This is a genomic window from uncultured Flavobacterium sp. (genome assembly GCF_963975005.1).
GTDB lineage: Bacteria > Bacteroidota > Bacteroidia > Flavobacteriales > Flavobacteriaceae > Flavobacterium.
This window is the reverse complement of the sequence record NZ_CAXBFR010000069.1, coordinates 1-14,540: the sequence shown is the minus strand read 5'-3', so window position 1 is coordinate 14,540 and position 14,540 is coordinate 1. Positions and strand designations below refer to the sequence as shown.

General features: G+C 31.6%; 13 protein-coding genes and 1 tRNA gene. 3 read left to right on the top strand and 11 right to left on the bottom strand.

From position 1 onward, the window contains the following. From AACZ53_RS09355 to AACZ53_RS09325, 7 genes are all read right to left on the bottom strand, one after another. Positions 1-335 (bottom strand): WbqC family protein (locus AACZ53_RS09355; RefSeq protein ID WP_339837483.1); only part of this gene is annotated, 335 nt, incomplete at its 3' end. A gap of 12 nt (positions 336-347) precedes the next feature. After that, entirely contained in the window at positions 348-2,111 is a 1,764-nt protein-coding gene (gene lepB, locus AACZ53_RS09350; protein ID WP_339837480.1) for a signal peptidase I, read from the bottom strand. A 63-nt stretch (positions 2,112-2,174) separates the two neighbouring features. Next, a complete protein-coding gene (gene dapB, locus AACZ53_RS09345) occupies positions 2,175-2,873 on the bottom strand; it encodes a 4-hydroxy-tetrahydrodipicolinate reductase (protein ID WP_339837477.1) in 699 nt (232 codons plus the stop codon). A 54-nt stretch (positions 2,874-2,927) separates the two neighbouring features. Further along, the gene (locus AACZ53_RS09340; RefSeq protein WP_339837475.1) at positions 2,928-3,488 is read right to left on the bottom strand and encodes a DUF5683 domain-containing protein; all 561 of its coding nucleotides are present in this window, start codon (positions 3,486-3,488) and stop codon (positions 2,928-2,930) included. After that, positions 3,488-4,384: a ParB/RepB/Spo0J family partition protein gene (locus AACZ53_RS09335; RefSeq protein ID WP_339837472.1), complete on the bottom strand. Its 897-nt coding sequence runs from the start codon at positions 4,382-4,384 to the stop codon at positions 3,488-3,490. Before AACZ53_RS09335 ends, AACZ53_RS09340 begins: the two co-directional genes overlap by 1 nt. Before the next feature lie 3 nt (positions 4,385-4,387). Beyond that, positions 4,388-5,155 carry an AAA family ATPase gene (locus tag AACZ53_RS09330; RefSeq protein ID WP_339837470.1) on the bottom strand — a complete coding sequence of 256 codons (768 nt, stop codon included), beginning with the start codon at positions 5,153-5,155 and terminating at the stop codon, positions 4,388-4,390. A 357-nt stretch (positions 5,156-5,512) separates the two neighbouring features. Further along, a complete protein-coding gene (locus AACZ53_RS09325) occupies positions 5,513-7,912 on the bottom strand; it encodes a T9SS type B sorting domain-containing protein (protein WP_339837468.1) in 2,400 nt (799 codons plus the stop codon). Positions 7,913-8,219: 307 nt separating this feature from the next. On the opposite strand from AACZ53_RS09325, the gene AACZ53_RS09320 reads away from it, so the two are divergent. Then, a complete protein-coding gene (locus AACZ53_RS09320) occupies positions 8,220-8,780 on the top strand; it encodes a hypothetical protein (RefSeq protein ID WP_339837465.1) in 561 nt (186 codons plus the stop codon). 144 nt (positions 8,781-8,924) lie between these two features. Here AACZ53_RS09320 and scpA read toward each other — a convergent pair whose 3' ends face one another. From scpA to udk, 4 genes are read right to left on the bottom strand one after another with little or no spacing between them, the layout of a single operon-like run. Continuing rightward, entirely contained in the window at positions 8,925-11,045 is a 2,121-nt protein-coding gene (gene scpA, locus AACZ53_RS09315) for a methylmalonyl-CoA mutase (RefSeq protein ID WP_339837463.1), read from the bottom strand. A gap of 10 nt (positions 11,046-11,055) precedes the next feature. After that, positions 11,056-12,354, bottom strand: coding sequence for a methylmalonyl-CoA mutase subunit beta (locus tag AACZ53_RS09310; protein ID WP_339837486.1), 1,299 nt, complete (start codon positions 12,352-12,354; stop codon positions 11,056-11,058). Positions 12,355-12,408: 54 nt separating this feature from the next. Beyond that, positions 12,409-12,759, bottom strand: a complete 351-nt coding sequence (locus AACZ53_RS09305) for a septum formation initiator family protein (protein WP_339837460.1) — start codon at positions 12,757-12,759, stop codon at positions 12,409-12,411. Beyond that, a complete protein-coding gene (gene udk, locus AACZ53_RS09300; RefSeq protein WP_339837458.1) occupies positions 12,760-13,371 on the bottom strand; it encodes a uridine kinase in 612 nt (203 codons plus the stop codon). A 131-nt stretch (positions 13,372-13,502) separates the two neighbouring features. Here udk and AACZ53_RS09295 point away from each other — a divergent pair. Both AACZ53_RS09295 and AACZ53_RS09290 read left to right on the top strand, forming a co-directional pair. Continuing rightward, positions 13,503-13,577, top strand: a tRNA-Pro gene (locus AACZ53_RS09295). A 148-nt stretch (positions 13,578-13,725) separates the two neighbouring features. Beyond that, positions 13,726-14,540, top strand: an 815-nt coding sequence (locus tag AACZ53_RS09290) for an FAD-dependent oxidoreductase (protein ID WP_339837455.1), incomplete at its 3' end; no start/stop codon positions are given.

Below are 14,540 nucleotides of genomic sequence, written 5' to 3'. Positions count from 1 at the left end.
TTATATTTTTTCTGATAAATAGGTAAAATATCATCTATAAAGTACTCAAAAAAAGGAGAATTTTTATAAGCTGCTTCAAGTGATTTTAAATGATTTTTTTGCCAATCTGCAGTTTCATCAAGAAGTACATGTTTATATTTCTGCTTTTTTTCTGTAGAATGTTTAACCGAAATATTAAGCAATTGAATGCCGTTTGCACTGTAAATGTACATTCGATTCCTATTGGTTTGCTTTTGAAAATTATCATCAACTTCAAATACTAATTTATCTGCTTGAATCATTGCTATATAATGACTGACAGAAGGGAAATATGTTGGATGAAGTAATGTTTTCATTGTTTTAAAAGACTACTGATTTTCTTCTTTGTTTTTCTTTTTACTTCTAAAATAGTCAAACGCAAAATAACCAGCCAATAAGAACAAGAAATATTTAAAGTACGATTGTGGTTGACCTTCACCACTTACTGTAGTAAACATTCTTTCCCAACGAATTTTGTTCATTATTCCTTGTGCATTTGAATCCCAGCTCATCCAAATAAAGATTGGTTTTCCAACAATATGATCAGCAGGAACATAACCCCAATAACGTGAATCTTCAGAATTATGACGATTGTCTCCCATCATCCAATAATAATCTTGTTTAAAAGTATATGATGTGGCAATTTGACCGTTAATTCTAATCTCGTTTCCAGTTTGTTGTAAAGTGTTTCCTTCGTATTCAGTAATTATTCTTTTATAATAAGGAAGTGTTTCTATATTTAAGTCTACTTTTTTTCCAGCTTGAGGAATATAAATTGGCCCTAAATTATCTTTTGTCCAATTCTTTTGATTAGGTCCGTGTGGAAAAATGTCATGCATTTCTTTAGTGCTTATTACCGATTTTTGACTTTTAATCAAATTAACAAACTCTAGAGGAAGTCTGTTGATACATAATAAGTTTTTGTTTTTGTCTTCAAATACGACAAATTTATTTGATTCTTTTATTCTAGTTATGATGTTTTGTAATTCAATGTCTTTAATTTTTGGATCAATTTTAAATTCATACGAGAAAATGGTGTTTGTTGTGTCAATCATCTTTTCGACATTTGAAACACCTGGAATTTTCTTTAATTTCTCCACATTTTCTGAAGTTAAAGCCGGAAAATAAGCAGTTTTTTGCTCTGCAAGAAATCCATATCTATCGTGAGTGTTTAAATCACTAAATAAAGTATTGTAGTCAACATTGTCTACAGTTTCTACTTTTGCTGAATATGAAAACTGTGGTTTTGCTCTTTCTGATAAAACTAAAACCTTATCATTTACATACAATTCAGAATTTTTAACTTCAATTTTATCACCAGGAATTCCGACACATCTTTTTACGTAATTTGATCGTTTGTCGATGGGTTTCCAAGCATATCTATGTAATGGATCTCTAAATTGGTAAACAGTATCAATAGGCCAATTAAAAACAACTATGTCATTATTCTTTATTTTTTCATAACCAGGTAATCTAAAATAAGGTAATTGTGGCCAAATAGTATATGATTTAGTTTTTATGAAAGGGATTGTATCATGAACCATTGGAGCAGCAACTGTAGTCATTGGAGTTCTTGCTCCATAATTATATTTACTCACAAACAAGAAATCACCTACCAATAACGATTTTTCTAACGAAGAAGTGGGAATAGTAAATGGCTGAATAAAATAAGTATGTACAAAAGTAGCAACAACGATAGCAAATAATAATGAACTAATAGTGTCTGCTGTTTTGTTTTTTGGCACTAAACTTCTATCTGTAATATATGTTGGATTTTGTGTGTAATTTATATAATAAATATAAAAACCTAAAGTCAGAATGACTAAAGCTGTATCTTTTGTAGAGTTATATCCAAAACTTCTGATCGTTTCTACCCAAACAACAGGAATCATTATTAGGTTGATTATAGGAATGAATAGTAAAAAAGTATACCATTTAGGTCTATTGATAATTTGCATTAAAACTATTGCATTGTAAACAGGAATAAAAGCTTCCCAAGCTTGTCTGCCTGCTTTTACATATAATTTCCAAGTTCCTAATCCGTGAATCAGTTGAACTATTACTATGAAGAATAACCATTGTAATGCTGTCATTTTTTGTTTTTTAAAAGTTTAAAAGTTTGCGAGCTTAAAAGAAACTCGGAAACAAGATATGTTTTATATTCCTAAAACGTCTTTCATTGTAAAGACTCCTTTTTTTTCTATCAACCATTCAGCGGCAATTACAGAACCCAGTGCAAAACCTTCTCTGTTGTGTGCTGTATGTTTTATTTCTATTTGATCTACTTCAGAATCGTAAAAAACGCTATGTGTTCCTGGTACGTTTTCAATTCTTTTGGCTTCAATATGAATTTCGTTATTTTTTGGATTTTCTAAAGTCCAATTCGTGTAATCTGAATTATCGATAACACCTTTTGCTAATGAAATGGCTGTTCCACTTGGTGCGTCAAGTTTTTGTGTGTGATGTATTTCTTCCATTGAAACGTTATATTGTTTCAAGTTATGCATCATTTTTGCTAAATAATCATTTAGTTCAAAAAAAACATTTACACCTAAACTAAAATTTGAACTGTAAATGAAACTGCCCGTATTAATTTTACACAATTCAACCATTTTTTCATAATTATCTAACCAACCTGTTGTTCCTGAAATAACAGGAATGTTGTTGTTTAAACATTCGGAGATGTGAGTTACGGCAGAATCGGGAACACTAAAATCAATTGCAACATCAGCGTTTTTCAATCCTTCAAAAGAACCAGTACTTGATTTTTTTAACACTATAGAATGTCCTCTCTCTAAAGCTATTTTTTCAATAACTTTTCCCATTTTTCCGTAGCCTAAAAGTGCAATTTTCATGTAGATTAGTGTATAGAAATTAATGTTTGTTACAGTTTGAAGCGTTAATTATAGTTAAAAATTGTAATTAAAAGACAACCCTACATTTTGCCTATTGTTCAACTGATTTTGATATAAATCTGGTTTCACAGATAAGTTGTCATTCACGTTAAACTGAATTAGATGCGCGTCAACATTTGCGTCTACAATATTTAGTATATAAATTCCAACAGTAAGTAGCATAGATAAATCTCTGTTTCTTTGGTGAAATTTTTGAGCACTAATTAAACGAGCATCATCTAAATTTCCATAAATTGGATGATTTGGATCTGAGGTTCCATCAAGTCTTCTTTTATACTCATCCCTAAATTTATTATATTCTCTTTGATTGAAAGTATAAGAATATATTGAAATCCCCAAACCAGCATAAACAATAGGAATTTTCCAATATTTTTTATTATATGCTTGTCCAAGACCAGGTAAAATTGCGGAATAAAAAGCAGCTTTTGATGGTTTCAAAGGATCTATTGTTGTAACAACAGTATCTTTTACCTTAATGATTTCGGGTTTTTGTGCAAAAAGAGTAGTGCTACAAAAAAACGTAAGAAGTAAATATATGAAAACTGTTTGCTTCACTATTCTTTAATAAGTTTCAAAATACGTTCAAAATCTTCTTCAGAATGAAATGGAATAGTAATTTTTCCTTTTCCATTTCCAGCTGATTTAATATCTACTTTTGCTCCAAAATAATGTGCAAAAGTTTTCTTTTGTTCTTCATCTATTTGAAAAGAATCAGCCTTAGGTTTCTTAGCTTTTGGTAAAAGACTTTCTTGGTATTTTTTTACTAAAGCTTCAGTATCTCTAACGGATAAATTTTCCGTAACGATTTTATGATAAATATCTCCTTGAACATCGTTATCTTCTATATTTATTAATGCTCTTCCGTGACCCATAGAAATAAAGCCATCACGAATTCCGGTTTGGATAATTGGATCTAATTTTAATAAACGAAGATAATTGGCAATGGTTGAACGTTTTTTTCCAACACGATCACTCATTTGTTCTTGTGTAAGATTGATTTCGTCAATTAAACGTTGGTATGACAAAGCAATTTCAATAGGATCTAAATCATGACGTTGGATATTTTCAACCAAAGCCATTTCAAGAGATTCTTGATCATTTGCAATACGAATATAAGCAGGAACAGTTTCAAGACCAATTATTTTTGAAGCTCTTAAACGTCTTTCTCCAGAAATTAATTGGTATTTGTTAAAGTCAAGTTTACGTACTGTAATAGGTTGTATTACACCTAGTTCTCTAATTGAGGTTGCTAATTCGTTAAGCGTATCTTCATTAAAATTTGTTCTAGGTTGAAACGGATTTATCTCGATTGAATTAATATCTAATTCAACAATATTTCCTACTACTTTATCTGCATTTTTATCTTCTACCGACTTTATATCATTGGCAGGATCTTTTAAAAGAGCTGATAGTCCTCTTCCTAATGCTTGCTTTTTTACAGCTTTTGTCATCCTTTATGCTTTATTTTTTCTAATAATTTCTTCAGCCAATTGTAAATAATTAGAAGCACCTTTACTGGTTGCGTCATAATTAATTATACTTTCACCAAAACTTGGTGCTTCACTCAATTTAATATTTCTTTGAATGATTGTGTTGAAAACCATATCGGAGAAGTGTTTTTGTACTTCTTCTACCACTTGATTTGATAAACGTAAACGGCTATCAAACATAGTTAATAATAAGCCTTCAATATCTAATTCAGGATTATGTATTTTTTGAACACTCTTAATGGTTGTTAATAGTTTGCCTAATCCTTCTAGGGCAAAATATTCACATTGAATAGGAATTATTACACTATCGGCAGCTGTTAAGGCATTTAGCGTTAGTAATCCTAAAGAAGGAGCACAATCTATTAAGATGTAGTCATATTTATCTTTAACGCTTTCTAGTGCTTGTTTAAGCATGTACTCGCGATTTTCTTTATCCACTAATTCTATTTCAATAGCTACTAGATCGATATGAGCTGGAATAACCCACACATTTGGTGCAGAACTGGTTATTATAGCTTCATCTGGAGTGTTGCTATGTTCTAAAATTTGGTAAGAACCAATTTCAACAGATTCAACATCGATGCCTAATCCACTACTGGCATTTGCCTGTGGATCTGCATCAATTAAAAGCACTTTTTTTTCCAAAGCTCCTAATGAAGCCGCTAAATTTATTGACGTTGTTGTTTTTCCTACACCACCTTTTTGATTTGCAATTGCAATGATTTTACCCATTTGATATATTAAAATTAGGAACGGTAAAAATACAATTAATTATGGTTTTTTCAAGTCTAATTTGTTAACAATAGTATAAAGTTATTAGTGTAAAAGTTAATTTATTCTTTATTAATAACGTGAAGTATTTGATTTAAAAACAAAAAACACGAAATAAATCGTGTTTCTGTAAGGTTTTAATCTCTTTTTGGACTATTTTTTTTGTCTCTTTTTTCTGCTTTCTTTTCTTTAGCAGTTTTAAGCGGTTCTTTCTTTTCCGTTTTTTTTGCGTCTTGACTCTTTGCCATAATATAAATTTTTTATTAAGTAAAGATAATAAAATTAATTTCATTAAATACAAAAGAAACACTTATTTGCTTATCGCGATAAGCTAAAATGAGCTTTAAAAGTTCTGGAGATATTCTTTTCTTCAAAATTAATAGTAAACCAATAATCATCTGCTGGTAAGGAATATCCATTAAAAGTTCCGTCCCAACCAGCATTATTTGGTAAAATTTGTTTGATTAATTTTCCATACCTATCAAAAATAAATACTTCTACTTTCTTTAAATTATTTAAACCAGTAATTGCCCAATAATCATTAAATCCATCACCATTTGGAGTGAAAAAATGTGGATAATTTAATATGAGAATATCTTTTGATAAAGGAGGAGAACATCCGTTTTGATCTATAACAGTAACCGTATGATTGCCAGAGGAAACATTGGTAAATATATTGTTGTTTTGAAAGTTACCATTGTCTAATTGGTATAAATAATCTCCACTAGCAAAGGTTAGAACAGTTATGATTTGATTTTCAGAAAAGGCTCCAGTTGTTGTGTATTCTATGCTTGTTAAAGTTGGTTCTAAAACACTTACATTTATAGTTTGTGAAACTGCACATTGATTTGGGTTTGGTGTAAATGTATAGCTTCCTGAAACTGTATTATTGATTACCGAAGGATTCCATGAACCGTCAATATTGTTAGGAGATGTTGTGTCTAAAGGTGGTGCATTCGAACCTGAACAAAACGTAATAACATCATTAAAATTAGGTAAAAAGCCACTGGAAACTGTAATTGATATTTGATATGTTTGAATATTTTGACAACTAGTGGCTTGTGGAGTGAAAGTGTAAGTTGTAGTTCCAGTATTTGACGTATTGATAGTTCCTGGATTCCAAGTTCCACTAATTGGAGTTGCGTTTAATGATGTCGTTGGTAAAATGGGAGCTGTCGCATTTAAACAAAAAGTGGTTGGAATAGCTGTAAAAGTTGGGGTAATGTTTGTCTGTGGATTTACAGTTATGGTTATCGTTTCAACCATTCCTTCACAACCATTAACCACTGGAGTAACATTGTAAGTGACAGTTCCAGTTGTACTTCCGGAGTAAACTAAAGTTTGTGTAATTGTATTTCCAGTTCCGTTGAAAAACCCGGTTGTATTTGATGAAGTAGCTGTCCAGCTAAAAGTAGCATTTGTATCTGAAGCAGTTAATATAATGGCTGTTGCTTCAGTTGAACATATTGTTGTTGTTCCAGAATAAGAAGCTGTTGTCATTGGTAAAAGTGTAACAGCAGTTCGTGTATTACTTTTGCAACCTGTAGATATATTATGGGCTTCTGCATAAAAAATTCCTAGAGCTGTTGGAGTGTAATTAGATGAATTTGATTGCAGTAAATTGCCATTAGTTGGTGCATCATACCAATTGACACTTTCATTAGTGTTTACTGTTACACTTACTGAAGTGCCTTGGTTACTGCAAAGCGTTTGATTACCATTTGATACAGGTGGATTAGGTAAAGCATTAATAACTACGGTAAAAATTTCAGATAAAGTTGAGCAATAAGGGTTGCTTAAATTTGCAATATCGTTAGCAACTTTTACTCTATAATAAGTTGTTGCTGTTACAGCTGGTATCGAATAAAGAGAAGATGTTTCTCCTGTTATATCTACATAATTAACGTTATCGCTACTTTGTTGCCATTGGTAGACATTTGAAGCGGTTCCGGTTGTACTTACTTGTAATTGGTTGTTAGTTATAGTTTCGTTTTCGCAAATCGAAATTGAATTTGACGGGTTTCCACTATTTGTAATGTTACTATATTCGCCACAAGCACGAAACATAATGTCATCTATAGCTAAATCATTACCGCAACCACCAATACCGTTGTTTCTCATTTTTAGAATTACCGAAGTTTGACCTGCACCCATAGTAAAGACTAAACCAAATTGATTCCATATGGGATTTGGAGTTCCGTTAATGTTACCTGTGTTTCCTGATTGTAATAAAATTGTGTCTGTAATATCCCAAATTTCAAATGTCACATTTACAGGAATTCCAGTTCCAGGACAACCTCCAGAGGCTGAATTTATAATATTAATTACCCAAGCCGAAAATTCAAAAGTAGTATTACTACACAAACCGGTTACAGTTCTTTTGTAAAACTGACCAGGTGTATTACTTGCATTAACAATTAAACTTTTACCGTTTACGCCATCAGGTTGATTGTCTGGTGTATGATCTAGTGAATATAACCAGTTATTTCCAATAAGATCAGTTCTATAATATAAAGTATATTGACCATCATTTGGAAAGCCACTATTTACATAAGTGTAATTGGTTACACCTGCAGGTAAAGCAGGGCCATAAGTTGTTCCGCTGCCAAAGTTTTCAAAGAATATAGGAGCACCGCTGCTACCATTGCAGAAGCTTAATTGGCTAAAAGCGAATATATAATTTAATAAAAAGACTAATAAAATGTAGTTCTTGTTCATTATTGTTAAAATTTTAGGGTAAAAAAACATTTTTATAAATATAATACCAAATATTTTAAAATTCTGATAAATGAGTCTCATAAAAACTATACAAATAAAACAAAAATAAAAAGCTAGTATTAATGCTTCTAATACTTTTTAATGGCACAAAAAAACTTTATTTACAATTTTGTATAGGCAATGTAAAGGTTTACATAATGTTTTTAGGAGTTTTTTTAAGTTAAATTGATAAAAATAAATATTATTTCATGTACATAAGTTTTATTGTTCATTACAAACTTTATCTTTGCAAAATATACCAGTCACCATGAAAATCATTATTATAACCCCAATGGAAATAGAGCAAGAAAAAGTTTTACTGGCTCTTTCACGTATTACTAACTTAAGGCATACTTATCAAGTTTTTGTTTCTGGTATTGGTAGAGAACCTACTGCCAAAGCCTTAATGCAGTTGCCGGAAAACGATGTTTGTGTGTTGATGGGTTTTGCTGCTGTAGTGGGAAAAGAATTAAACTTGCCTGCTCATTTAGGTTTAGGAAAGCCTATTGAGATTACAACTTCGTCTTTATATGGGTATGAAGGAGGTTTGTTCGAAAATGGTCAACCTATAATGACTGAACCAAAATTGAGTTTACCTTGTTTGTCTTCTTTGACTTCTGATAAATTTGTTAGGACAACAGATTTGGATGAAGGAACTGTTATAAATATGGAAGATTATACATTTATGTATTTAAAGAAACCTCAAGACTTTATTGTTCGAATCATTTCTGACTTTTTACCTCATGAAACCGAAATGGACTTTTTTGAACATGTAAAGGCAATTGATTTTATGGAAGGAATTTTAGCTGTTGAAGGTTTGGTTTTGTAGGTTTTTTTGATCACTTTAGCCACAAGTTTGTCCAAACTTTTAACTTTTTTTTACTTTATGCTCAAAAAAAAACACCAACGTTTTTGTTAGTGTTTTTTGTAAATATAATACGATTCTTATCTTCATCAAAGTGATAAATTGTGGTTAATCTTCTAATAAAACTTCCAAAATTGTAATGGCTGCTTCACTGATTTTAGTTCCAGGACCAAAAACGGCAACAGCACCAGCATCAAATAAGAATTGATAATCTTGAGCTGGAATTACACCGCCAACAACAACCATAATATCGTCTCTGCCGTATTTTTTTAGTTCTTCAATTACTTGTGGAACTAGAGTTTTGTGTCCAGCTGCTAAAGAAGAAACTCCTAAAATGTGCACGTCATTTTCAACGGCTTGTTTAGCTGCTTCTTTTGGAGTTTGGAATAATGGACCAATATCCACATCAAAGCCTACATCGGCATAACCAGTGGCTACTACCTTTGCACCTCTATCGTGACCATCTTGTCCCATTTTGGCAATCATGATTCTTGGACGACGACCTTCTTTCTTAGCGAAAGCATCAGCTAATTGTTTTGCCTTTTCAAAGCTTTCGTCATTTTTTATTTCTTTACTATACACTCCACTAAAACTTCTAATTTGTGCTTTATATCTTCCATATATTTCTTCTAGAGCATCACTAATTTCACCTAATGTTGCTCTTTCTTTGGCTGCTTCTACTGCTAAAGATAATAAATTTCCATTTGCATTTTTTGCACAATCGGTTAATTTAGCTAAACACTCTTTTACTTTAGCATTGTCGCGTGAAGCTTTTATTTGTTCTAAACGTTTTATTTGTTGCTTGCGTACCATGTCGTTGTCTACATCTAAAATATGCAAAGGATCTTCTTTCTCTAAACGATATTTGTTTACACCCACAATAATGTCTTGTCCGCTATCAATTCGTGCTTGTTTTCGAGCAGCTGCTTCTTCAATTCGTAATTTAGGAATTCCTTCTTCGATAGCTTTTGTCATACCGCCTAAAGATTCTACTTCTTCAATTAAAGCCCAAGCTTTATCAGCGATTTCTGCTGTAAGACTTTCTACATAATAACTTCCAGCCCAAGGATCAACTGTTTTGGTGATTTTGGTTTCTTCTTGCAAGAAAATTTGTGTGTTACGAGCAATTCTTGCTGAAAAATCTGTTGGTAAGGCAATAGCCTCATCAAGTGCATTGGTGTGTAAAGATTGCGTTCCTCCAAAGGCAGCTGCAGCAGCTTCAATAGTTGTTCTGGCTACGTTGTTAAAAGGATCTTGTTCTGTTAAACTCCAGCCGCTAGTTTGGCAATGTGTTCTTAAAGATAAGGATTTGTCATCTTTTGGATTGAATTGTTTTACTAATTTGGCCCATAACATTCTTCCAGCACGCATTTTGGCAATTTCCATAAAATGGTTCATTCCAATGGCCCAGAAAAAGGATAATCTTGGGGCGAAAGTATCAATGTCCATTCCGGCTGCAATTCCAGTTCTAATGTAATCCAAACCGTCTGCTAAAGTGTAGGCTAATTCAATATCAGCCGTTGCACCAGCCTCTTGCATGTGGTAACCCGAAATAGAAATCGAGTTAAATTTTGGCATATTTTTACTAGAATATTCAAAAATATCAGCAATAATTTTCATGGATGGAGTAGGCGGATAGATGTATGTATTTCTAACCATAAACTCTTTTAAAATATCATTTTGTATGGTTCCGGATAGGTCTTTGATATCTACACCTTGTTCCATTGCAGCCACAATATAGAATGCCATGATGGGTAAAACAGCACCATTCATAGTCATGGAAACTGACATTTCATCTAAAGGAATTTGGTCAAAAAGCACTTTCATGTCTTCTACAGAATCGATGGCAACACCAGCTTTTCCTACATCTCCAAAAACACGTTCGTGATCTGAATCGTAACCTCTGTGAGTGGCTAAATCAAAAGCAACGGATAAACCTTTTTGTCCAGCTGCTAAGTTTCTTCTGTAAAAAGCGTTACTTTCTTCAGCAGTAGAAAATCCTGCATATTGACGAATTGTCCAAGGTCTTTGCACATACATTGTAGCATAAGGACCGCGAAGATTTGGTGCAAAACCTGCTCCAAAACCAAGATGTTCTATATTTTCAATATCTTCTTTAGAATAAATTGGTTTTACTTCTATATTTTCTCCAGTTAGGAAACTTTCTTTACTTTCAGCTTTCGGCTTTTGACTTTCGTTAAGTTTTATATGTTGGATGTTTTTTCTCATGACTTATTCTTCACCATTTAATCGTTTTTCTTGGGTTGTTTTTTACAAAAGGATATAACTCTAAATCGTGTTTCATTTTGTCACTTTTGTTAGGATATTTGTTGGTTCCTAATAAAACTTCTTTTCCGCTATCAAATAAATCTTGCTCTTTTTGAGCTGATTCGTTGATTTTTCTTTGAATAGTTCCTTCGATTAATTGTGTAATCAAGCCACCGTTGGCTTCAATATCTTTAAATAATTCTAAAGCTTTTTCGGCTAATTGTTCGGTTAACGATTCAATATAATAAGCGCCATCAGCTGGGTTGTCTACCTTATCGAAATAACTTTCCATTTTAAGAATTAACAATTGATTTCTTGCTATTCTATCACCAAACTCATTGTCTTTATGGTATAATGCATCATAAGCTAAATTAGCTACTTCATTAGCTCCACCTAATATAGCTGACATGCATTCAGTTGTAGTACGAAGCATATTTACATTATAGTCAAACAATGTTTTGTTTCGTTTTGTTGGTGTTGCTATAATATTACATTCATGGGAATGATTAAATTCTTTAGCTAAAGTGTTGAATAAGATTCTTAAAGCTCTTAATTTAGCGATTTCAAAAAAGTAATTTGTACCAACTGCTAATTCAATGGTGATAGGTTGGTTTAAGTTTTCAATCCTATTGAAATATTCGTTTACATGTGCTAAAGTGTAAGCCAGTTGTTGCACCATGTTAGCACCAGCATTTTGATAAATTCCAGATTGAATGGATAAAAAAGGTGTTTTAGGATCAATTTTATTTAAGACTTTGAAATCAGATTCTAAATTTTCAAACCAATTGCCATCTTTTGCTAATTGTCCGACAGGATCGATTTGAATTATAAAATTAGCCTTATTTTTTGTTGCAAATTCAGTTAGTTTATTAACGAAATCGATTGATGTAAATTTCAAATTGAAATAATATGAGGTATTTTCAAAAGGAAGTTTTTTTAATAAACTTTCTAGAGAAATCGTTTCATTTTCAATTGTAAATCTTATGCTTTCTGCTCCTCTTTTTAGAGAATCTGTGGTTTTTAAATTTGATTTTTCTACATCGTGTACATAAATGTTTTGTAGAATTTTAAATTCAGAAACTTTTGTTTGAACATTATTGGTTAAATTGTCTTCGTCATTGTGATAAAAAGGTTTCACTTTGATGCCTTCTGAACTTTCCCAAACAAGCTTTTCATTATAGTCAGCTCCTTTTAATTCGAATTGAATTTGTTGTTTCCATTGTTTGGATGTAACTTTTTCAAATCCATTAAATAAATTATTATTTTTTATCACAATTGTTGAATTTATTTATTCCAAAAACTTTTTACTTATTTAGAATTTTATTTAAAAACTTTTTTTTGACTCTTCATCTTGCAAATCATCTTCAAACTCTATGATATAAATATCTTCGCTATCCTTTTTCATAAAATATTTTTCGCGAGCATATTTTTCAATCATATCTGGATTTTGAAGTTTTTTTATTTTAATACTATCTGCAGTTATCTCCTCTTTATAGTATTTTTGATTCGCTTCTAATTCATTTATTTCTTTATTTAAAAGGCTATGATCAAGATACGAATAATTGTCTAAAAACAACATCCAAATTACAAAAAACAACACTACTAAAAAATACCTGTTCCAAATAATTTTTAGAAAAGGATATTTTATGCGTAATTGTTGAATTTTTTTAAACATTTATTTTTCTATTCTTTGATTAATTACTGCTCTTACTACATCAATAGCTACTGTATTGTATTTGTCGTTTGGAATAATGATGTCAGCATAAGCTTTTGTAGGCTCAATAAATTGCTGATGCATTGGTTTAAGCGTATTTTGATAACGATTTAACACTTCATTCATATCTCTTCCACGTTCTGCAATGTCTCTTTTTAAACGTCTTATTAGTCTTTCATCAGAATCGGCATGTACAAATATTTTAATATCAAATAACTCTCTAAGTTCTGGATTTGCTAAGATAAGAATTCCTTCTACAATCATTACTTTTCTTGGATGAGTTACAATAACATCATCTGTTCTATTATGTGTTACAAATGAATAAACGGGTTGTTCTATTGTTTTTTCTTCTTTTAATAGTTTTAAATGTTCTACTAAAAGTTCAAAATCTATTGCTCTTGGGTGATCAAAATTAATTTTAGTACGTTCGTCATAACTCAAGTTAGATGTTTCACGATAATAGGAGTCTTGTGAAATAATTCCAACTTCAGTTTGAGGTAATTCATTCATTATTTGATGTACAACTGTAGTTTTTCCACTTCCTGTCCCACCAGCAATTCCAATTATAAGCATAAAATGTATCTTTATTATTCGACAAATTTAACTATTTGAATTTAATTTTTATGTTTAATTTAAACTTAAAAAAATATTTATAAAAATACTTGTCAGAACGAATATTAGCTTTATATTTGCACCTCACTTTTCGGGGTGTAGCGTAGCCCGGTCATCGCGCCTGCTTTGGGAGCAGGAGGTCGCAGGTTCGAATCCTGCCACCCCGACAAAAGCCTTCTTGTAAATTCAAGGAGGCTTTTTTGTTTTATAAAAACTTCAATAACCTATAATTATAGTAAAATAGATTTTTTGTAAGCTATAATACATTTCAATTCATTCAAAATTATTACTTTTGGGACTTTAAAAATTATAATTATGTCAGATACTATAGAAAAAGTAAAATGTTTAATAATTGGTTCTGGACCTGCAGGATATACAGCTGCTATTTACGCTTCTAGAGCAAATATGTTTCCCGTTTTATATCAAGGAACACAGCCAGGTGGTCAGCTAACAACAACAAATGAGGTAGAGAATTGGCCAGGAAATCCTGAGGGAATTACCGGACCAGAAATGATGGTTGGTTTGCAAGCTCAATCTCAACGTTTTGGAGCTGACGTTCGTGATGGTTGGGTAACTAAGGTAGATTTTTCTGGTGCTATCCATAAGGTTTGGATTCAAGATGATAAAGAAATACATGCTGAAACTGTTGTCATTTCAACAGGTGCTACTGCTAAATATTTAGGTTTGCCTTCTGAACAAAAATATTTGAATTTAGGTGGGGGTGTTTCTGCTTGTGCTGTTTGTGATGGTTTCTTTTATAGAAATCAGGAAGTTGTGATTGTTGGAGCAGGAGATAGTGCTTGTGAAGAAGCTCATTATTTGTCTAAATTATGTACAAAAGTGACCATGATTGTTAGAAAAGACGAATTTAGAGCATCTAAAATTATGGCTGAACGTGTGCGTAAAACTGAAAACATTTCAATTTTATACAATACTGAAACTGATGAAGTTTTAGGTGATGGTCAAGTTGTAACAGGAGTTAGAGTGAAAAACAATGTTACAGGAGTTTTAACAGAAATTCCAGCAACGGGTTTTTTTGTAGCTATTGGTCACAAACCAAATACTGATATCTTTAAAGATTATCTAGATTTAGATGAAACAGGATATATCAAGAATATTCCTGGTACAGC

Excerpts from the sequence above, each read along its gene's own strand:
- lepB (WP_339837480.1), bottom strand. The coding sequence starts at position 2,111 with ATGACAGCATTACAATGGTTATTCTTCATAGTAATAGTTCAACTGATT.
- AACZ53_RS09330 (WP_339837470.1), bottom strand. The coding sequence starts at position 5,155 with ATGGGTAAAATCATTGCAATTGCAAATCAAAAAGGTGGTGTAGGAAAA.
- AACZ53_RS09325 (WP_339837468.1), bottom strand. The coding sequence starts at position 7,912 with ATGAACAAGAACTACATTTTATTAGTCTTTTTATTAAATTATATATTC.
- udk (WP_339837458.1), bottom strand. The coding sequence starts at position 13,371 with ATGCTTATAATTGGAATTGCTGGTGGGACAGGAAGTGGAAAAACTACA.
- dapB (WP_339837477.1), bottom strand. The coding sequence starts at position 2,873 with ATGAAAATTGCACTTTTAGGCTACGGAAAAATGGGAAAAGTTATTGAA.
- AACZ53_RS09305 (WP_339837460.1), bottom strand. The coding sequence starts at position 12,759 with ATGTTTAAAAAAATTCAACAATTACGCATAAAATATCCTTTTCTAAAA.
- scpA (WP_339837463.1), bottom strand. The coding sequence starts at position 11,045 with ATGAGAAAAAACATCCAACATATAAAACTTAACGAAAGTCAAAAGCCG.
- AACZ53_RS09320 (WP_339837465.1), top strand. The coding sequence starts at position 8,220 with ATGAAAATCATTATTATAACCCCAATGGAAATAGAGCAAGAAAAAGTT.
- AACZ53_RS09335 (WP_339837472.1), bottom strand. The coding sequence starts at position 4,384 with ATGACAAAAGCTGTAAAAAAGCAAGCATTAGGAAGAGGACTATCAGCT.